Below are 21,273 nucleotides of genomic sequence, written 5' to 3'. Positions count from 1 at the left end.
TCGTCTGGCCGCAGATATCTAGTTAGTTGCAAAGGACTTTGAAACCCGGCTCTGGCCGGGTTTTTGCGTTTAAAACCTAAGTGGCTAGACAGAAAGCTGTTCTTGCTGAATTGTTATGCATGCGATGGGAAATGAGAGGCAGGATAGGCTGTTTTAATTCTGGCAGATTCAGATCCATGCGCACAACCTGCGATACTTCTATCAGGGAGCAATATCCCAGTTCCCGCGCCTTGGAAGAAATAAAAGAAATTCGTAAAAGAAAGCGTAAAGAGAAGTGGGAGCAAGCTATGGCTCCTCGTCTTAAGAGAGTCCATCAAGTCATGGTTTTAGAGAGTTACTACCCCTCGGATCAGTGTGATTTTTGGGGGCGTTATGGTGGTAATCTCTCGACTATTCTGCCAGATAAAACGCCTGCACGAACAGACAGGCCTCCCATCATTGATAAAAAATGGTGGAATGGATTCTCGGAGGCAAGGCTTTTACACGATTATCAATATCCTAAATCTACAGAAAAGAGAAAAAGAAAGATTGTTGATCGGTGGGTCAGTGAAAATGTTCCGGATATCTCTGTCAAAGCATGCATCATCCCTGATGATTTCGCCGATGGAGATGTCAGGAAACAACAAGAAGCAATTCATGGAAAACTGCAGGGTTGGGTTTCACAGAGCCTGTCAAAATGGCATTTTCCAGCCTGGCTTAAACCTGATGAGAAAGAGCTGTTCAAGTGCTTTCAAAGAATCGAGGACTCTCTTGCTGATGACTGCGATGTGGAATCGAATCCCGGCAGTTCCGAGGTATTTATGCGCGTCAGAAGTGTGCAGTCTCAGCGTCAGGTGAGGAAAATTACTGCAACTCAGCTATTGAAAAAATCCGGAGAACTCTATCAAACAGTTTACAACCATTCTGTTTATCAACGTGTTTGGAAAGAGCAAAGCCGTTATACCAAAGAACAGAGAGAATGGATTGCCGCAAACATTGACTACTATCTGAATGAAATGGGGCTTGGCCGGGATTCTCTGCCTGATCCAAAGATGATCTACAGAATTGACTCCGTTGCTCCAACAGACAGTGTACAAACATCGTTGTGGGAGCGCCGCTTAAGATCATTGCTCTGTGCCGCCCGCAACTCCATGCTGCTGCCACAACACAAGAAAGAGCTTCAGAACGCCTGCAGGCATCAGGTTGCATCGGATGGAAATCTGGATCAAGTCATAGCAACCTGGAACCGTCTGGATAATATCTCACCATGGACAGTGGAATCAGTCTGGGGAGTGAATGGAATACTTGGAAAGCCACTTCATAATAATCAAACGATCCAGTTTCAGCTGCAGATGGAGGCTCCAACAAAAGCTGAAGTTAAAAGAAATTTGAGCGAACTTCTGGAGAAAGCAAGCAGGCAAAAGCGAGTTTCAGATGAAGACCGTTACAGAATATTTCTTCTTAATCGTCAGTTGCTAACTAGTCAGACGACATATGAGGATGTAGTGACTTTTTGGAATGAGATTACACCTAAACATTTTTGGTCAGTTGATGATTTACTTGGAGATAATTGCCCACTTGCCGATCCTGAAGAGTTCATATCGGCCATGGAGAATAGCCATCACCCCGGAAAAGCCTTTGAAAGGCAGAAGATGATAAAAGCAGCAGGAAACGCCGTTGATACTCCAATGACCGATGAAGAGTCTGCAACCGTTTCTTCTGTACTGGAACTACAAGAAAGATCAAGGCAACTATCAAATGATTTGTTTTGGCTAAAGAGAAAACAGCTGGAGTCCACCCGTCAGATTGAAGAGATCCGAAAATCCTTGCACCATTCAGGTATAAAAGTCTGAAAGATATCTGAAATAGCTGGCAAAAACTCCCCACAACGTGGGGGAGTAGAGCGATGAACGTTAGGTGTTAACTGGCTGTTCCGTGAATCTCCCAGCCTGATGGAAATGGCTTCATGCTGCGGCCAGTTAAATCACGATAAAGACCGTAACGCAACCAGGCTTCTTTACCGGAATCAACAGGTTTTCCATTGGCATCGTTCGCCGACCACTGGGCTTCCCATGGCGCTTTTACTTCAATGCCGTTCAGGTAGAAATGTACGACATCTCTCAGTTTATCCCAATACCGGAAGCAGAACGCCAGCTCTGAAGTGGTGATGGGGGTACAGTTCTTGAAAAATTCCTTGCGGGCAACAGTCGCCAGGTCACCCAGACCATCCAGTACAAAATGAACTCGGGCCCCGGATGCGGCAAACTCAGGTGAAGTCGCCGCCATGGCAATACCGCCCTTACAGGCCCGGCGAACCGCCTTGAAGAAGTGGGCATGAGCCATACAGTGCTGCTTCAGCTCTTTCTTTTTGACCTTTTGGCCGAGGACCCGCTGGATTTCTTCAGGAGTGCGCTGGGCATCTTTTTGTACCCGGTCATCGGGAAGGGTCCAGGCATCGGCCGGGTTGTATCGAGACTCCATAAGTCCGTGGGCATAGGCGGCAAATCGTCCGGGGCGAATACCATTTTCCCGGCAGGGTTGCTCAGACCTTGTTGCGCGCATATTGACCCAGCTGGTGATGTTACTGGGTGTGGTATCCAGAACACCATTTCCCTGCCACTGACGGCCAAACGCCAGGCCTGTACCAATATCAGCGGCATTGTTGTAGTTATCACAGATGCTCAGCTTGCCAACATCGCCCATCTTGTAGGGCTCAAGTCCCCGGGAAGAATTGATGCCATACAGTAGGTCACCATGTACTTCATGCTCAGGGCCTACGGAAACCCGGAAGTTGATTGGTTGTCCATCTTTCAGAACCTTATGATCTTCAATCAGGAACTCAGAAGGTTTCACCAGTCCAGGATAGAAATCAATCAGGCGGCTGACTTCGCTGAGTGAACTTGAACCTTCCCGAAAGGAAGGATTGTCGTGCTTAATTCTTTGTTTAAATTCAAGTGCACTAAAAGTCATCGTATACGTCTTCCCGGCTGGTGAGCGAATAAATGGTGCTGGCGTTGTTAAGGTTCTTTGATCCGCGTCTGGATAGAAATAGGTACGACAGACTAATGCGGTAGGGTTATGCGGGTATCTGAATACAGGAAACGATGTGGATTGAATGGCCACTCACTGACTGGAGAGCACAGAGTTATTGCAAAACGAGAGCGGTATAAGCAGATAGTGTTATCCAGCTTACGGCAGTGATTTTCCAGTTTGATACCAGCAAGTTATAAAGAACCTTTGGCTGTTCACTGCAAGCACGAACAGCACCAATAAATCAAACATCATCAGAAGCTGTGCAGCTCTGCGTTTGTTTATGACCACTAACAATGGAAATCAGTATATGGAGATGAATGGATTCGAAAACTGCTGCGAATGGAAGGCTGCTTTGCAGATTTGCAAATCAATAGACTGGTTTGGCAGATGTCTGGGTATTTATACCGATTAACTGGTTTCAGTTTGCTTTATTGTGTGGGTGAGAATGAGTATTCCTTCTTAATTCGGATTGCAAAAAGTTACGAATCTATTAAAGGAACCTCATGCATAGTCACAGCCAGTTGTCGGGAGCTACGAAGAACAATCTGTTGGAACTGTCGGTATGAGCTACTGCCAGAACAGGTCTTTGAATTTTTTCTAGTAACTCTGTCAGCGTCTGTTGCAGGTGACTGAGGTTGATTCCTTCCCCCTCAGGGTCAATATCCTGCAGGGCCAGCCACTGATATCTGACCGGGATGGAGAAAGAGTCTGCACCGATTGCCCTGGAATATGCGGTCAGTTGTTTCAGGGGCAGCCAGTCACCCTTTAAATGTTCGGGGTTGCTGTCCAAGGGAGGTTCACAGGACTTTTTCCACGGATAAAACAGGTATCCCTGAAGAAGGATTTCTGACAACCAGGGCTCTGGTTTTGTTTTCCCCAGAAGGTTGCACAGTATCTTTCCTCCTTCTTCCGTTGATGAAAGCCTGATCTGCTGGTCAAACATGCGTTTCAGCTTTTTGTCCAGCTGGTCGGAGTGGTCAGGGCCAAGCCAGTCATTCCAGTCGCCTTTACTGCCGGGGCGACCAAGATAGAATTTCACTGCCAGCTCCTGATGCACATACTGCTGACGTTTGTGGCAGAAATAGAGAAGGTCAAATTCCCCCAGGGTTTTGCTTATGCCCCGAACCTGGATATTACTTCCCAGATAGGTCCGGGAAGGATTAAGTCGGGTAATGTACTGCCACATGGTTTCGTAGCGAATACCCAGTCGCGTACTTTTTCTTTGCCGCAGCATGTCGTAGAAAAGGTGGACCTGGCTTTGCAGGTTTTTCCGGTCAATCGTTGTGCCGTTATCTGTTAATGAGGCATCAAGAAGTGCCGGGTGGGCAGAATCCAGTAAAAGTGTCGGACTATCCAGGAGCCAGTCAAACTCACTTTCGATAAGCTGCAGATTCTCAGTTGGTTGAGGTTTGGGGAGCGTGGTGTGTTTTTTCAGTGTTATTGTGTCCACGATAACAGAATCCGGTTGTACGGCCTGGGTCGGCTCCAAAGTTTGGGTAATGCAATAGAGCTACTGATATCAATCTATCCAAACCTTAACCACTGTTCAATTGCCTTTCAGTATCCGTTTGAATATTGAACAGATACTTCGTTTTGGTTGAGTGCGGTGATGGCCCATGGATAAAGCGAAATCTTATTAGTAGATTTGACGTCCTCTCGATAGACTTGCCACCATGGTTACGGTGATAATAGCCAGCGCCGCTGTGTTCGAGCAGTGGTCATTATTTTCAAGGCGTTAGGCAGCGTTGACAATTAAACATCGAACTCAGCGCTTCCGAGAGTTTCTATGACAAGGCGTAGTGCCGCAGGAATGCTATTGCCTTTCAAGGCGCTACAACGCAGCTCATAGGAACTCTCGGAAGCGCCCTTCGGGTGGCTCTAAAAGCGGCCATCTGCTGCGTCGGACTTGCTCAATGTAGAACAACTACGATTGTCACAAGTCCTTCTAACATCTGGCCGCTTTTAGAGCCACTGAGTCGATGTTTAATTTTCAACGCTGCCTAGTCGCTGATGAAATTTATATGATTGTGAAAAGTCCTTTGAGTTCAGTGGCCTACAATCATTGGTATGAATTTTTAATTCCCGGCATCTATGGAACAGTTCAAACATATTGGCGTGATCGCACGGCCTGGCAGCGCCGAGGTTGTCGACACCCTGAAACGTCTCAAACGATATCTGTTATCCCGGGATCTTCACGTCATAATTGAAGAGCCGGTGGCAGAGTTGATGCCAGGACACGGCCTGCAGGTGTGCAGCCGGAAGATGATGGGCGAGATTTGTGATCTGGTGATTGTTGTCGGTGGTGATGGCAGTCTTCTCGGTGCGGCCCGAGCCCTGTCCCGCTCAAACGTTCCGGTTCTTGGTGTGAACCGTGGCAGCCTGGGCTTTCTTACCGATATTCAGCCCGACCGCCTGGAAGAGCAGGTGGGCGATGTTCTGGATGGAAAATATATTGTTGAAAGCCGGTTTCTGCTGGAAGCAACGGTTAAGCGCAGTGGCGAAGCGATCGGCCATGCCGATGCTCTGAATGAAGTGGTGCTTCATCCGGGCAAAACCACCAGGATGATTGAATTCGAACTGTTTATTGATGGGCAGTTTGTTTACAGCCAGCGTTCCGATGGCCTGATTATTTCAACACCAACCGGGTCAACGGCCTACGCTTTATCCGGTGGCGGCCCCATCATGCATCCACGCCTGGATGCGGTGGTGCTGGTGCCAATGTTTCCCCATACCCTTAGCAGCCGCCCCCTGGTGATTGATGGCAACAGTGAAATCAAGATTGTTATCGGCTCCAAGAATGCGACCTACCCACAGCTTTCCTGTGATGGTCAGGTTCATCTGACAGCTGCACCGGGTGATACTTTGTCAGTGCACAAGAAGCCTTTCAAGCTCAGACTGATTCACCCGTTGAATCATAACTACTATGAAGTCTGCCGGACCAAGCTGGGCTGGGGCAACCGTTTAGACTCCTGACTCCCTTTAGTAGGCTGCTGAGCTGTTTTCTGCAGCCCCCGTATGAATGGATATACCAATAAATGATTCGGGTATTTGACCTCCCGGCGGAAGAAGATCTGTTACCCTTCACCGCTTTTCTCTGGCAACAGGGCATTGTCCACCGGATTACCGAGGAAGGTGGCCGCCAGGTGCTGTGGGTTGAGCAGACCGACCATTATCCTGTGGTGCAGCAGTATTATCAGGACTGGAAAGCGGGGCTGCTGCAGCTCGGTAAGGTTAAGGCCAAATGGCGAACCGGTGGGCTTGCATCGGGGCCTCTGGGGGACTGGAGGCAGATACCGGTTACCATCCTTCTATTGCTCGGCTGCCTTATTGTTGCGGTAATTACCCGGCTGGGAGCCAATGATGTCACTGCCGCTCTGTTCACCATGAATGATTATGTAGTGAAGGGGCAGTATATTCATTACGCCACTCTGCAAAGTATGTTGGAAATGGGGGAGTACTGGCGCTTGATAACCCCAGTTTTTCTTCATTTTGGTATTGCCCACCTGCTTTTTAACGCGCTTTGGGTTATGGATTTTGGCCGCAGAATTGAACTGCAGCATAAAGGGCTGTTTTTGATTGGTCTGGTGGCCTTTACCGGTATCGTGTCCAATATTCTGCAGTATACGGTTATGGATGGCTTTCCCCGTTTTGGCGGTATGTCCGGGGTTATTTACGGATTGCTCGGTTTCTGCTGGATTCGGGAAAAAGAATACCCAAAAGCTTACGATGTACCATCCGGTATCTATATGTTTATGCTGGTCTGGCTGGTTATCGGCTTTACCGGCGTTTTAGATCTGCTGGGTTTTGGCAAGGTTGCCAATGCCGCTCATGCCGGAGGTCTGCTTTCTGGTGTCGCAGCTGGATGGCTGTATAACCGAAGAGCAAAAAGAAGAGCCGGATAATACTGCTTTATCTCGAAATATCAGAGGGAAGTTATGGATTTTGAGCAACTGCTTAAGCAGCTGACTCCGGAAATTGTCAGCAGCCTTAAGCGTGCTGTTGAGTTGGGGAAATGGCCCGATGGTCGTGTCCTTACTCCAGAACAACGCGAGCAGAGCCTGCAGGCTGTACTGGCCTGGGAAGCCCGTAACCTCCCCGAAGAGCAGCGAACCGGCTACCTGGCTGGAAGTTGCAAGAACACCCGTTCTCATTCAGAACAAGAGGATGAGAAGGATTCCATTCTCCGATTTCAGGATGCCTGATGTCTGAAGTGACTCGTCTGACCGGCACGGTCAGCAAAATGCATACGCAGTTGGATTCCAATGGACAGCCGGTTTCTTACCGACTTCCAGTTGGTGATGAACAGCTTGAGATGAATGATCTGGTGGGGAGAGTTCTCCGCCTTCAGTACACCGGAAATATTTTCTGCACCCACTGTGGACGGAAAACCAAGAAGAGTTTTAACCAGGGTTTCTGCTGGCCCTGTTTCCAGAAGCTGGCCTGTTGTGACAGCTGTATCATGAGCCCAGAAAAGTGCCACTATGAGCATGGCACCTGTCGTGAGCCGGAGTGGGGCGAGAAGTTCTGCATGACAGATCACATAGTCTATCTTGCCAACTCATCCGGTTTGAAAGTGGGCATTACCCGCATCTCACAGGTGCCAACACGCTGGATTGACCAAGGGGCGGTACAGGCTATCCCCATTTTCCGGGTTGCTACACGGCAACTGTCCGGTCTGGTGGAAGATTTGTTACGGCAGGATATCAATGACCGTACCAACTGGCGGGCGATGCTGAAAGGGCAGTCTGCCGATGTGGATCTGGCGGTGGAGCGTGATCGTCTGTTTGAACTGTTTGCCCCTGGTATTGATCTGCTGCAGCAGGAGTATGGTCTGCAGGCGGTGCAACAGATTTATGATGCTGAACCGGCCACTATTCATTACCCGGTTCACTCCTATCCCACGAAAGTGGTTTCTTTTAACCTGGATAAACAACCTGTTGCCCAGGGCAAATTGATTGGTATCAAAGGGCAGTATCTGATTTTCGATACCGGCGTCATCAATATCCGCAAATATACTGCCTATGAAATGGCAGTTGAAATATATTAGGTTCTGTTGACGTAAGTTTGTGCGATTCAGTGGCTCAGAAAGCCGCTAATCGCAAGAAAGGTTTGTGAAGGTGTAGTGGTTCTACATCGAGCAAACCTGACGCAGCGAGTGGCGGCTTTCTGGGCCACCCGCAGGGCGTCAGCGAGGCTTTTCAGCTCGTCGTTGCAGCCGTTCGAAAGACAACCAGTCTTCCTTCACGTCTGCGTCTAGATCTGAAAAGCCTCGCTGGCGCTGAATGCACAAACTTACGTCAACAGAACCTAAGAGAAGCCCCACTTCTGCATTAAACAACCATGAGCTGGGAATACCTTATCCACTACCTTCGGGTAAGGTACTCCTGTGGTAAGAATCAAGGGAGATATTATGAAAGACGCACAGCCACGGGCTATTTACCTGAAGGATTATCAGCAGCCAGATTACTGGATTGAAACCACTCATCTGGTTTTTGATCTCGGCGATGAAAGTACCCGCGTGACGTCCACTCTCAAGTTTCATCTGAACACCAGCAAAAAACATGATCAGCTGCCACCACTGGAACTGGTAGGTACCGATATGGAACTGATCAGTGTTGCCATTGATGGACAGGTGCAGACCAAGGAGCAGTATCAGATCAGCAAGGAACGCCTGATTCTGCAGCCGGTTTTCGAGCAGTTTGAAACAGTGATCGTGAATGATATCAAACCTCAGGAAAATACTTCCCTGGAAGGTTTGTACAGCTCCAGCAGCATGTTCTGCACCCAGTGTGAAGCTGAAGGCTTCCGCAAGATTACTTACTATCTGGATCGTCCGGACGTAATGTCTGTGTTTACCACCACAGTGATTGCTGACAAGGAGCGTTTCCCGGTTCTGCTGTCCAACGGTAATGCCATTGAGCGCAAGGATCTCGACAATGGTCGCCACCTGGTGACCTGGAACGATCCATTCAAAAAACCTGCTTACCTGTTCGCCCTGGTTGCCGGCAAGCTGGAGTTTGTAGAAGACACCTTCACCACCATGAGTGGTCGTGAAGTGACCCTGCGCATCTTTGTTGAGCCACACAATATTACCAAGTGCGATCACGCAATGGTTTCTTTGAAGAAATCCATGCGCTGGGATGAAGAAGTCTATGGTCGTGAATATGATCTCGACATCTTTATGATCGTGGCGGTTGATGATTTCAATATGGGTGCCATGGAAAACAAGGGCCTGAATATCTTCAACTCCTCCTGTGTGCTGGCCCGTCCTGATACGGCGACTGACGCCACTTTCCAGCGTATTGAAGCGATCGTGGCCCACGAATACTTCCATAACTGGTCCGGTAACCGGGTCACCTGCCGCGACTGGTTCCAGCTGAGCCTGAAGGAAGGCTTTACCGTATTCCGTGATGCTGAGTTCTCTGCGGATATGAACTCCCGCACCGTTAAGCGTGTGGAAGATGTGAATCTGCTGCGCAGCCACCAGTTTGTGGAAGATGCCGGCCCGATGGCTCACCCGATTCGCCCGGACTCCTTTATTGAGATCAATAACTTCTACACCCTGACTGTTTATGAGAAGGGTGCGGAAGTCGTGCGTATGATTCATAACATTGTCGGCAAGGAAGGTTTCCGCAAAGGTACCGATCTGTACTTTGAACGCCATGATGGTCAGGCTGTGACCTGCGATGATTTTGTTAAGGCCATGGAAGATGCCAATGGTGTTGATCTGACCCTGTTCCGTAACTGGTACTCCCAGGCGGGCACGCCGGTTCTGGATGTGACTGATGAGTATGATGAAGATGCTCAGGAATACCGTCTGACAGTGAAGCAGAGTTGCCCGGCTACTCCGGGTCAGGAAACAAAGAAGCTATTCCATATCCCTTTGGAAATGGGACTTCTGGATGGTGAAGGCGAGCCTATGCCTTTGGACAAATCCGGATTAACCACCAAGGTTCTGGATATCAAGCAGCCTGAGGAGACCTTTGTCTTCACTGGTGTTGATGAGCGTCCTCTGCCTTCGCTGCTGCGTGGCTTCTCAGCACCGGTTCATCTGAACTACGACTACAGTCGTGAAGATCTGGTGTTCCTGATGAGCTATGACGAAGATGGCTTTAACCGTTGGGACAGCTGTCAGCGTCTGGCTATCGATATCATTATGGAACTGGTCGGCAAGGTTCAGAAAGGGGAAGAGCTGGTTCTGGATTCCAGTCTGATCGAAGCATTCGGCAAGGTGCTGGCTGATGATTCCCTGGATAAGGCCATGGTGGCCGAGCTTCTGCATCTACCTTCGGAAACCTATCTGGCTGAGCAGATGGAAGTTATTGATATTGATGCCATCCATCAGGCTCGTCAGTTTGTGAAGCAGTCCCTGGCAGCAGCGCTGAAGGATCAGCTGGTCGCAGTTTATAACGAACTGAATATCGACAAGCCTTATAAGCCGGAAGCTGATGATATTGCTGAGCGTACCTTGAAGAACACCTGCCTGGGTTATCTGGTTGAGCTGGATGAAGAGACCGGTGTGCAACTGGCTCAAGCCCAGTATGCTGGCGCAGGTAATATGACCGACTCCATGGCGGCCATGAGCTGTCTGGCTTCTGCTGAACATGCTTCTTCCCGTCCTCTGGCTGAAAAAGCCCTGCAGGAATTTGCCGACAAGTGGGCGGAAGATACCAATGTTATCGATATGTGGTTCAGCACCCAGGCGGCCTGCCATCACAATGGCCTGGAAAAGGTCAAGGAGTTGATGCAGCACAAGGCCTTTGACAAGAAAAACCCCAACAAGATGCGCTCTCTGGTTGGTGCCTTCTGTGGTCGAAACCTGGTGAACTTCCATGATAAGTCCGGTTCCGGTTATGAGTTCCTGGCAGATGAGGTTATTCGCATTGATGCCCTGAACCCACAGCTGGCTGCCCGTCTGATCAATCCGCTGACCCGCTGGAAACGCTACGATGAAGAACGTCGTGAACTGATGCAGAAGGTTCTGAAGCGTATTCAACAGCATGAACTGTCCAGCGATATCTTTGAGGTGGTGAGTAAGTCTCTGGCTTAATAACCTGTTTGATTGGCTCGTTGTATTTTGCCCACTTTTCTGGTGGGCAAAATATGATGAATAAATTTGGCTGTTTTGGTAAAGGTAATTTGACTAAGGAAATTGCGCTGGGTTCAGAAAATGTAAGTCCCTTTGACAGTGGAGTTATCAAAATTTTTGATTGCTCCTGTGCTTCAATTACTTGATTCTCCAGCCTTATGAAGGGCTATACATCCTTTCGCAATCACGATAAATTGATCACTCACGGGTTGTAGTAGCCAAAAGTATCAGTCATGGGAGTGACTGTTTGGGGGAGACTGCGCTGAAATAAGCCCGGAAAAAATAATAAAAAGTGAAATAACAATAATAACAACACAAGGATAATAAGAATGAATCTGAAAGGGTTTTCTGTATCTTCTCCCTTGCGTATTGCTCCAGCCCGTGCCGGTTTTGCCTTAAGTGGCATGATGGCTCTTGCGATAGCGCCTGCTCATGCCATTGAGTTTGAACTGATGGATGGGGATGTGATGGGTTCCCTGGATACCACGCTTTCCTATGGAGCCATGTGGCGGGTACAGGGACAGGATCATTCCAATGACGGTATTAATGGCAATGATGGTAATCGTAATTACGATACCGGACTTGTTTCCCAAGTTTATAAAATTACTTCCGATCTCGAAATGAACTGGGACAGTTTCGGCCTGTTTGTCCGTGGCACCGCTTTTTATGATGCGGAAATGAAAGGCAGTACAGACTATGGCAAGTCGTTCTGGCAGGCCACTCAGCCCAGTCAGGCTCAAGGTGAAGGGAAGCAGCCAAACCGGTTTACCAAAAAGGCCAGGGAGATTTCCGGAAAGAGTGCAGAGATTCTTGATGCCTATATCTATGGCAGCTGGGATATTAATGAAACGCCGATTGATGCCCGTTTTGGTAAGCAGGTTTTAAGCTGGGGGGAGGGGATCTTTTACCGCAACGGCATAAACACCACCAACCCTATTGATGCCGCAAAATTTCGTCTGCCCGGTTCAGAGTTGAAAGAAGCTTTGATTCCTGTTGAGACATTCTCTCTCAGTGTTGGTCTGACCGATAACCTTTCAGCGGATGTTTTTTATCAGTGGAATTTCCGAAAGACAGAGATTGATCCTGTCGGTACTTTTTTCGCCGAAACTGATTTGTTTGCCAAGGGCGGGAATACTGCTTATAACGAGACCCCTGCCTCATTATTTGCTCTAAAATCTTTGATGACTGCTCCTGTTGGAGCAGGACCTGGTGGTAGTGGGGTCGGTATTGTCCAACAGTATTTTGAAGCAGATGCTTTTAAGGTCGCATCAATTGGAAAAGACTTTAATGCTGATGATGATGGTCAGTTTGGTTTGTCTTTCCGTTATATTGCAGAAGAGTTGAATGATACCGAGTTTGGTTTTTATTTCGTCAACTATCACAACAAAGAGCCGGTAATTTATGCTGGAATTGATAATGATTACTATGGTTTCACCGGTCAGGGAAAAAACGGTTCCACAACGCTTGCTAATGTATTTCAAACTGTTGCGGTAGGTGTCAACGCAGGCAATGGAGGCAGTACAACTTACACTGCTACGGATGTACAAACTGCGATTGGTAAAGCCGCAGCTGGTGTGTCATTGACCGCTGATGAACAGTCGATGGTAAGTGGGGCTGGTGGTATTACGGCTGTTGATTTGGGTAACAGCTTAACAGGAAACCGGAAATACCTGGAAGATATCAGGGTCTATGGTTTCTCATTCAGTACGACTTATGGAAACACATCATATGCCGGTGAAATCTCTTATCGCCCGAATATGCCAATCACGATTTCGGCAACAGATGACCTCATTGGGGATGCTTTAGGGCAGGCAATAAATTTATCATTGGGTCAAAATGCGACGGTTGCAGGACAGGGTGTAAATTATGCCTCAATGCGTACATTAAATAATTATGAGCGTGTTGAATCCTGGAATTTATCACTCTCAGCTATCCATAACTTTGGGCCGGTAATCAGCTTTGATTCGCTTTTTGGAATTGTAGAAGTATCCTCGGAACATATAGCCGGTTCAAGCCTGAAGTATACTGCTCATGACGGCCAGGTAAGAAAATATGCTGGTCGTGGAGACTGTGAGTACGCTTCATTTGCAGAAGGGGAATGTAATGAGGGTGATCAGATTTCCAAAAATGCCTGGGGCTACACAGCTGTTCTGGCAGGTACCTGGAACGACGTTTATGCCGGAGTGACTCTTAACCCTTACCTGCGCTGGAGTCAGGATGTTAATGGTAATTCTCACCGGACCGGTAATTTCCTGGAAGGTGCGAACTCCATGACTGTTGGCATGACAGCTCAATACCTGGATATTGAGGCGGAAGTTCAGTACACCGAATTTACCGGTCCCAGCACCTATTCGCAGAGGGATCGGGACAATATTGCCGTTGGTCTGAAATATTCCTTCTAACTGTGCTTAAGGCAACCCTGAAAATGGGTTGCCCGGTTTTAAGGTGATCCGACTTGCTTTTGGGAAAAATTAATGAAAAGAAAAATCAACGGTGTGCTCCTGGGCTGTGCAGCAATATTGATCGCTGCCGCTCCGATCGCATCTGCCAAAGTCTCTGAAAGCGAAGCTTCCAGACTTGGCAAAGACCTGACGCCTCTTGGGGCTGAAAAGAAAGGCAATGCAGCCGGAACCATTCCAGACTGGAAGCCTTTTACCGAGGCCCAGATTCCATCAAGCTTTAAAACACCAGGACAGCATCTGCCAAACCCTTATCCGGATGATAAGCCGCTTTTTACTATCAATAAGGGGAATCTGGATAAGTATAAGGATCATCTGACTCCCGGTCAGCTGGCGCTGTTCAAGGCCTATCCCGACACTTTTAAGATGCCGGTTTATCAGTCGCGCAGAAATGCCCATTATCCCCCGAGGATTTATGCCAATACCCGTAAGGCGTCAACTCAGGCAGAACTTCTTGCCGGAGGCAATGGGTTTAAGGGTGCTATTGATGCTTACCCTTTCCCGATTCCACAAAATGGTCTGGAGGCCTTATGGAATCATATTGTTCGTTATCGGGGGGAGTATCTGGTCAGAAGACTGTCTGAAGTCGCAGTTCAGCGAAATGGCAGTTATTCACTGGTGACCAGTCAGCAGGAAGCCTATATCCGATACAACGACCCTGCTATCAAGCCTGAAGAACTGAACAATATTATTTTCTACTACCTGTCGTTTACCAAGGCGCCAGCACGACTGGCTGGTGGGGCGGTTCTGGTCCATGAAACCCTTGACCAGGTAAAAGAGCCCCGTAAAGCCTGGGGCTATAACGCAGGCCAGCGCCGTGTGCGAAGAGCTCCCAACCTTGCCTACGATACGCCGATTGCGGCAGCCGATGGCTTGAGAACGGCGGATGATACCGATCTCTACAACGGTGCACCGGATCGTTATGAGTGGAAGCTGGTAGGTAAAAAGGAAATTTATATTCCTTACAACAACTACAACCTGATCAGTAACAAACTGAAGTATGAGCAGATTCTTAAGCCAAACCATATAAACCCGGAACATACCCGCTATGAGTTGCACCGGGTGTGGGTTGTTGAAGGCAATCTGAAACCGGGTAAGCGTCACATTTATTCCAAGCGTGTCCTTTATCTTGATGAAGACAGCTGGGGTGCGGCGATTGTCGATCAGTACGACGGTCGCGGGGTGTTATGGCGTGTCAGTATGGCGTATCTGACCAATCTTTATGATATGCCGACGACCTGGACAACCCTTGATGTTTTCCACGATCTGCAGTCACGTCGATATCACGTGCAGGGGCTGGTGAATGAAGAAGATATGTACCTTGATCATACCAAGGCGATACCGGCTGACAGTTACTTCAAACCGGCAGCACTTCGTCGTCGTGGGCGTCGATAAGAACGTTTTGATACGAGATATGGCCATTTAATTAAGGCCACACCTTTACGCTGACCATTTCCATCATGGCAGCCAGGAAAATAAAAATAATAATTGCAGGGTTCACTATGAAGTATCCCGATAATTGGTACCACTCAGGACAAAATAAGCGAACACTAGGGTTGTCCCGCTTTTTCAGAAAACTGGCACCAGCTGTCTGCTCTGGCATGCTGGTGGTTTCTGCCTATGCCAAGCCAGCCACGGATCAGGTTCTGTCTTCCCTTATGCTTGATATTGAACGGGCAGGGAAGGGGGACAGGCTGGTGGCTGTTGGCGAACGCGGGCATGTTATCTGGTCGGATGATATGGGGAATAAATGGTCCCAGTCCCGTGTGCCGGTGGATGTCATGCTGACATCTGTCTATTTCCCCACGGAAAAAACAGGTTTTGCTGTTGGCCATGATGCCACCATTTTCAAAACTGTGGATGGCGGTGTGAACTGGGCAGCTGTCTATGAAGATAAAGCCGCAGAAGTACCGTTACTGGATGTGTTTTTTATCAATGAAAACACAGGATTTGCCATGGGGGCCTATGGCTACTTTCTCCAGACCAGCGATGCCGGTAAAACCTGGAATAACTGGGCTGATCGCACCAGTAATGATGAAGAACTCCATCTTAATGCCATGACCCGGCTCGACAACGGAACCTTGCTGATGGCCGGTGAAGCCGGGCTGCTTCTGCGCTCTATCGACGATGGCAAGTTTTGGGAAAAGCTGGAAACCCCATACGACGGCTCCTTCTTTGGTGTGCAATCCCTTGATCAGAAAGGAACCGCTGTCGCCTTTGGCCTGAGGGGTAATGCCTTTATGACCAAAGACAGTGGGCTGACCTGGAAAGAGCTGGATACCGGTACCGAACAGACGCTTTTTGATGGCGTGGTACTGGATGGTGATCAGCCACTGCTTGTTGGCTCAGGCGGAGCGCTGGCGCTGAAAAGCGGTGCAGACAGTCTTGTCTCCAATCTAAACGACCGGGCAACATTGACTGGTGTTATTCAGGCCCGGGATAATTTCTATGTTATCACCAGTGAGAATGGTGTCAGGCGAGTAGGGCCGGGCATTCTTGGTCAGTCACTCAGTCGACAGTAAGGGCTGTATGTTATGAGTACACATCATTTTTCCACCGAGTCTTTTCTTGAGCGACTGATCTTCAATAACCGCCGTATTGTCCTTCTGGGATTTTTCCTGGCGACAATCTTCCTGGTCTGGAAAGCCACGGGAATCAGGATTGATGCCAGTTTTGAAAAGATGATTCCCCTGAAACACCCGTTTATCGTGAACTGGCTGGAACGCCGGGATGAGCTGGGGACTGGGGGAAATAATGTCCGGATTGCCGTTGCCCCGCAAAAGGGTGATATTTTTGATGCGGACTATATGAAAACCCTGCAGCAGATTACGGACGATGTTTTCTATCTGCCTGGTGTTGATCGGGCATCGCTGCGTTCATTGTGGACGGCCAACGTACGCTGGCTACAGGTAACGGAAGAGGGTTTTGAAGGCGGGCCGGTTATTCCCCAGACCTATGATGGTTCTTCGGAAAGCCTTAAAGAGCTGCGGGCCAATATTCTCCGGTCAGGAACCGTTGGACGAATTGTTGCCAACGATTTCAAGTCCAGCATTATCACCTTCCCCCTGTTTGAACTGAACCCTGAAACCGGTGAGAAACTGAACTATGCAGAGCTTGCTGCAGCGCTGGAAGAACTCAGAGGGAAGTATGCTGACCAGGGAGTGAATCTCCATATTATCGGCTTTGCCAAGATTGTGGGTGATCTCTTTGAGGGGGTGGAAGCCATTGCCCTGTTCTTCCTTGTTGCCCTGGGAATTACCTCGCTGCTGTTGTTCATGTATTCGGGGTGTTTCAAATCGACGTTGATCCCGATTATCTGTTCGCTGGTGGCAGTGCTGTGGCAGCTTGGCTTGCTCAGCTCTCTTGGGTTGGGGCTTGATCTGTATTCTGTCCTTGTACCCTTCCTGGTTTTTGCCATTGGTGTCAGCCATGGCGTACAGATTATTAATAATATTGGTATTGAGTCTTACCGTGGATCTGATCCCCTGACGGCGGCACGTCTCTCTTTCCGGGCTCTTTATATTCCCGGAATGCTGGCACTGACTTCCGATGCTATTGGTTTCCTGACCCTGCTGGTGATTGATATTGATGTGATCAAGGATCTGGCGCTGGCAGCCAGTCTTGGTGTGGCCGTTATTATTCTTACCAACCTGGTGCTGCTCCCTGTTCTTATGTCATGGGGCGGTGTCAGTGAAGGAGCCCGGCAGCGTGCCCATCGCAAGGATAACAACCATAAAAATGTTTGGTCTGGCCTTTCCATGCTGTCACATCATAAGGTTGCCCCGATTTCAATACTGATTGCTCTGTGTGGCTTTGGCTATGGCATTTATATGAAGTCGGAACTGAAAATCGGCGACCTTGATCCAGGTGCCCCTGAACTAAGGGCTGACTCCCGCTACAACAAGGACAATGCCTTTATCACCGGTCATTACTCTACCAGTGCCGATATTTTCGTAACCATGGTGGAAACCGGGCCGGAGCAGTGTTCCAGCTTCGAGTTTATGGACGCTATTGATCGTTATATGTGGCAGATGGAAACGGTGCCGGGTGTGCAGGATGCGGTTTCCATGGTCACTGTTGCCAAGCAGGTGATACGCGGGCTGAACGAAGGTAATCCCCAGTGGCAGGCTCTTTCCCGCAACCAGTATGTGCTGAACAGTGCTATTGGTAACCCGACAGCACAGCAGTTGTATAACAGTGCCTGCAGCCTGGCTCCGGTTGTGCTCTATCTGGAAGATCATAAGGCGGAGACCCTGCAGAGAGTTGTGGATGCAACAGCTGCTTTTGCAGCAGCCAATAATACCGATGATGTGAAGTTCCTGATGGCAACAGGTAATGCCGGTGTAGAGGCTGCCACTAACTCGGTAATCCGGGATGCCCAGAACCTGATGCTGGTTTGCGTGTATTCGGTTGTCAGTATTCTCTGTCTGCTGACCTTCCGCTCATTCCGGGCCGTGATCTGTGTTATCGCCCCATTAGCACTGACATCGCTGCTTTGTCAGGCACTGATGGTTCATCTTGGAATCGGTATCAAGGTGGCAACCCTGCCGGTGATTGCGCTTGGAGTCGGTATCGGTGTGGATTACGGAATCTATATCTACACCCGGCTGGAAACCTATCTTAAGCAGGGCATGCATTTGCGTGAAGCCTACTACGAGACCCTGCGCACAACAGGGAGAGCTGTTGTCTTTACCGGGGTAACCCTGGCTATCGGCGTCTGTACCTGGATCTTCTCTCCGATCAAGTTCCAGGCTGATATGGGTATGCTGCTCACCTTTATGTTCCTGTGGAATATGATCGGTGCTATCTGGTTGCTCCCTGCGCTGGCCCGTTTCTTTATCCGCACAGAGACAATATCTGAAGCTGAAACTGAAGGAGCGAAAACACCGGTTTAGTTTTAGATGAAGCTACTTTTCATACTTACTATCAAAGCCGCTGCTTGTTCAGCGGCTTTGTTGTTGATTGTTTGAAATTGATTTATGTCAACATGCGTACGGATTTGTATGAGTATGATGCTCTCCCCCACTCCCTACAGGTTTTATCTTTCGGCTCAGGAGTAGCTGTGAGGGGGGCGCTGGTAGGCTCTAACGGGTTTCCCAGCGTACATTTCTGTATACACAAATGGATATATTGTGAAGTTTCAAAAAATCGCACTTGCGACTGCTATCGCCATCTCTATCGCTGGCTGTAAAGGTGGAGGTGGTTCTTCCTCCACATCTGGTTCCAGCTCTACCCCTCCCCCCACGAATTCACCAGTAATCACTGGTCAGTTTTATGATGCACCAACTAATGGTCTTTGGTATAAATCGTCAGCCAAACCTGAAGGTGCCTACACAACTCTGGTCAATGAAAAACCAGGAGCGTTTCTGTATACCAAGGAGAATGAAATTGTTGAGTTTCGCTTAGGCGGGCCAGATGGGTTGCTGCTGGGTAAAGGGGAGGCTCAGGATTTTGTGATGCCTCAGGATATAGCCAAACCTGCTGTTGCACTGAATATGAGCCGTATTCTTCTTGCTCTTAATAGTGCAGGTAATGATTCAGAAATTGATATTCCTGACGATTTTCAGGTTGCCAAAAATAAGGACAGGGCTCAGGAAATTGCAGCTCTGGCCAAAATTAACCTGTTGAATCTGGATGCGACAAAAGATCAAGCTGAAAATATTTTAAGCGATGTAATATCATCTTCTCAATCCATTCAGACTGCTAATAAAGCGTTAGAACATCTCTCCAGGTCGACAGATCAGGTCATGAAGTCCAAGAAAAAGGATGAAGATTATGATCCTGTTTCTGATGGTTTCAACATCGAAGGAAAGATTGTCAGAACGGATAATATTCGTTTGAGTTATGGTTCTGGCACTAATAAACAATACTGTTATGTTGATCTGACTAAAACAGACAAAAAAGAAGAAGTAGAAAAATCTTTTGGCTACCTTGTTTATAAAGAAGGTGTTACCAGCGATGGTAAGGTTGGATCATTTGATTATGAAGGATCCAATGATACCTGGGGTGTCAAGCTGTCCGATAAGTCAGATTTCTGCTCAATAGATCAAGCTGAGAAAACAAAAGGTATAGTCACCATTGATGGACAAAAAGGCGAGTTTGAAGCCTATCCAAATCAGGGTGATGATGGCTTGGAACTTTATATTCCATCCAATGAAATCAGTGGCTATAGCTTTGGTGAAAAGTTTGATGTTGACTATAAAGCAAATGGCAGTGTTGTTGTAAAAGAAGGCAAGACGCAAAATGGAATGCCTGTAGCTACAGGGGATATCAAAAAAACGGAAGATATTTACAACTATTCAAAATCTTCAGGAGTCATTGTTAATCACAAAAAACGCTTTAAACTGGATGCGAGTAAGGGTAAACAACTGGATACTCAGGATGGGCCAGTATGGGTCTGGAACAGCAAATCTGATAGCTCTGAATATATAGAGTTAACCTATGAGGTTAAGGATGCGAAAAATCCAGCCGCTCCCCTGTACGTTGACCTGAATGGCAATTGGGAAATTGATGTTTTTGATAAGAAGTGCGGGTTGACATATAAAGAGTACGCGACTTTTTCTGATCAAGGGGTAACCTGGAAGTGGAAGGAAACTGTTGGCGGAACTGGGCCAGACAAGTGTAACTTTAAACCATATAAAACTGATGAAAATGAAAGCTATGAAGATGAGTATGGAAACTCTGACTTATGGTTCTTTGCTTACAATCAAAAGTATGCAGGTCAGAAGGGAGCCAAAGCTACTCTTGCACAACTTAACAGCAGAGTTAAATGGCAAGACGAAGACGATGGGATGATTGAATATGTTCGATGGGTATATGTACCGGAAGGCTCAGAAATGAATAACGGTACCTTGTATCGTTATAAAGAAGAAGCTAATGGAACTGTCTCCTATATTAATGCATTTCGTCGTAAACAGTAGACGCTAGTCTTCAATAAGTTTGATGCTCTACAGGCTCATGGCAGCAAAAATAGCCAAACGGAGTTCTGGATTTATTGTGTCATAGCCAGCAGGAGTTATTCCTGTTGGCTTAATGGAATTATGCTGAATATCATCCAGTTCTAATCATTAATCGGATTAATTAGCTTAAAAGTAGCGAGTCAAATGCTAGGGTTTTCTCATGCGCAGTGTGCCAGAAAACCCTACAGACCTTGAAAATAGTTGGCCAGTACCCAAATTAAGATCTCGAAGATTTCCGCAATCAAGACGGGGAGGTTCCGCCGGTCTACTCACCTCACTGCTGTTCCAGAACTCCTTGAAGCCATCGACCTGAGAGGTGCATTGGTGACTGCCGATGCCATTAGTTGCCAGAAAAGTATTGCGTCCAAGTGTATTGAGCAAGGCGCTGATTATCTGCTGGCTGTCAAGGGAAATCAGGAGACTTTGCAAAAAGACATTCAGGCTGTTGTTGAAAGTCACTGGGAACTCCACCCACAGAATCTTCCTTCAGAGTCATTTGCCGAGCAGGAAAATACAGGTCATGGTCGCAAGGAGTACCGCTGCTGCTGGGTGTTTGACCAGTCAGACCAAGCATGAAAATGGGGCTGAAAACCTGTCTGAGGAATTCACTCTTTGTTCAACTAATGCGTAAGCCCTGTAAGTCAGGGCAAACGCATGATCATTCTTTGATCAAACCAAACACATGACAGAGATACAGCAATTCCCGCCGAATACACGCCTTAAGCCGTACAATGCATGCTAAAGGGACTCGTAT

General features: G+C 48.0%; 15 protein-coding genes. 13 read left to right on the top strand and 2 right to left on the bottom strand.

The features are described from left to right. Nucleotides 1-176 precede the first annotated feature (176 nt). Complete coding sequence (locus M3P05_RS19445) at nucleotides 177-1,832, top strand: hypothetical protein (protein ID WP_249701783.1); 1,656 nt, start codon at nucleotides 177-179, stop codon at nucleotides 1,830-1,832. A 67-nt stretch (nucleotides 1,833-1,899) separates the two neighbouring features. Here the strand turns inward: M3P05_RS19445 and M3P05_RS19440 are convergent, their stop codons facing one another. Together M3P05_RS19440 and M3P05_RS19435 are read right to left on the bottom strand one after the other, a co-directional pair. Then, nucleotides 1,900-2,949, bottom strand: coding sequence for a hypothetical protein (locus M3P05_RS19440; RefSeq protein WP_249701782.1), 1,050 nt, complete (start codon nucleotides 2,947-2,949; stop codon nucleotides 1,900-1,902). 574 nt (nucleotides 2,950-3,523) lie between these two features. Continuing rightward, complete coding sequence (locus M3P05_RS19435; protein WP_249701781.1) at nucleotides 3,524-4,462, bottom strand: DUF1853 family protein; 939 nt, start codon at nucleotides 4,460-4,462, stop codon at nucleotides 3,524-3,526. 641 nt (nucleotides 4,463-5,103) lie between these two features. Here M3P05_RS19435 and M3P05_RS19430 point away from each other — a divergent pair. The 12 genes from M3P05_RS19430 to M3P05_RS19380 all read left to right on the top strand — a co-directional run bounded on the left by M3P05_RS19430 (nucleotide 5,104) and on the right by M3P05_RS19380 (nucleotide 21,095). Then, nucleotides 5,104-5,985, top strand: coding sequence for an NAD(+) kinase (locus M3P05_RS19430; protein WP_249701780.1), 882 nt, complete (start codon nucleotides 5,104-5,106; stop codon nucleotides 5,983-5,985). Nucleotides 5,986-6,047: 62 nt separating this feature from the next. After that, nucleotides 6,048-6,914 carry a rhomboid family intramembrane serine protease gene (locus M3P05_RS19425; RefSeq protein WP_249701779.1) on the top strand — a complete coding sequence of 289 codons (867 nt, stop codon included), beginning with the start codon at nucleotides 6,048-6,050 and terminating at the stop codon, nucleotides 6,912-6,914. 33 nt (nucleotides 6,915-6,947) lie between these two features. Next, nucleotides 6,948-7,214: a YeaC family protein gene (locus M3P05_RS19420; protein WP_249701778.1), complete on the top strand. Its 267-nt coding sequence runs from the start codon at nucleotides 6,948-6,950 to the stop codon at nucleotides 7,212-7,214. Further along, complete coding sequence (locus tag M3P05_RS19415; RefSeq protein WP_249701777.1) at nucleotides 7,214-8,059, top strand: DUF2797 domain-containing protein; 846 nt, start codon at nucleotides 7,214-7,216, stop codon at nucleotides 8,057-8,059. Before M3P05_RS19420 ends, M3P05_RS19415 begins: the two co-directional genes overlap by 1 nt. 363 nt (nucleotides 8,060-8,422) lie before the next feature. Further along, on the top strand, nucleotides 8,423-11,062 hold the full coding sequence (gene pepN, locus M3P05_RS19410; protein WP_249701776.1) for an aminopeptidase N: 2,640 nt from the start codon (nucleotides 8,423-8,425) through the stop codon (nucleotides 11,060-11,062). A gap of 53 nt (nucleotides 11,063-11,115) precedes the next feature. After that, nucleotides 11,116-11,247 (top strand): hypothetical protein, encoded by a 132-nt coding sequence (locus M3P05_RS21040; RefSeq protein ID WP_283777885.1) that lies wholly within the window; start codon nucleotides 11,116-11,118, stop codon nucleotides 11,245-11,247. 183 nt (nucleotides 11,248-11,430) lie between these two features. After that, on the top strand, nucleotides 11,431-13,503 hold the full coding sequence (locus M3P05_RS19405; protein ID WP_249701775.1) for a DUF1302 domain-containing protein: 2,073 nt from the start codon (nucleotides 11,431-11,433) through the stop codon (nucleotides 13,501-13,503). A 72-nt stretch (nucleotides 13,504-13,575) separates the two neighbouring features. Further along, nucleotides 13,576-14,955, top strand: a complete 1,380-nt coding sequence (locus M3P05_RS19400; RefSeq protein ID WP_249701774.1) for a DUF1329 domain-containing protein — start codon at nucleotides 13,576-13,578, stop codon at nucleotides 14,953-14,955. 107 nt (nucleotides 14,956-15,062) lie between these two features. Further along, nucleotides 15,063-16,082, top strand: coding sequence for a WD40/YVTN/BNR-like repeat-containing protein (locus M3P05_RS19395; RefSeq protein WP_249701773.1), 1,020 nt, complete (start codon nucleotides 15,063-15,065; stop codon nucleotides 16,080-16,082). 12 nt (nucleotides 16,083-16,094) lie between these two features. After that, complete coding sequence (locus M3P05_RS19390) at nucleotides 16,095-18,455, top strand: efflux RND transporter permease subunit (RefSeq protein ID WP_249701772.1); 2,361 nt, start codon at nucleotides 16,095-16,097, stop codon at nucleotides 18,453-18,455. Between the two features lie 237 nt (nucleotides 18,456-18,692). Then, nucleotides 18,693-20,480 carry a hypothetical protein gene (locus M3P05_RS19385; RefSeq protein WP_249701771.1) on the top strand — a complete coding sequence of 596 codons (1,788 nt, stop codon included), beginning with the start codon at nucleotides 18,693-18,695 and terminating at the stop codon, nucleotides 20,478-20,480. A 240-nt stretch (nucleotides 20,481-20,720) separates the two neighbouring features. Further along, complete coding sequence (locus tag M3P05_RS19380; RefSeq protein ID WP_249701769.1) at nucleotides 20,721-21,095, top strand: ISAs1 family transposase; 375 nt, start codon at nucleotides 20,721-20,723, stop codon at nucleotides 21,093-21,095. The last annotated feature ends 178 nt before the right edge of the window (nucleotides 21,096-21,273 follow it).

The organism is Parendozoicomonas callyspongiae (genome assembly GCF_023502345.1).
GTDB classification, from domain to species: domain Bacteria; phylum Pseudomonadota; class Gammaproteobacteria; order Pseudomonadales; family Endozoicomonadaceae; genus Sansalvadorimonas; species Sansalvadorimonas callyspongiae.
Note: the sequence above shows the minus strand (reverse complement) of the source record. Positions and strands in the feature narration are given on the sequence as shown.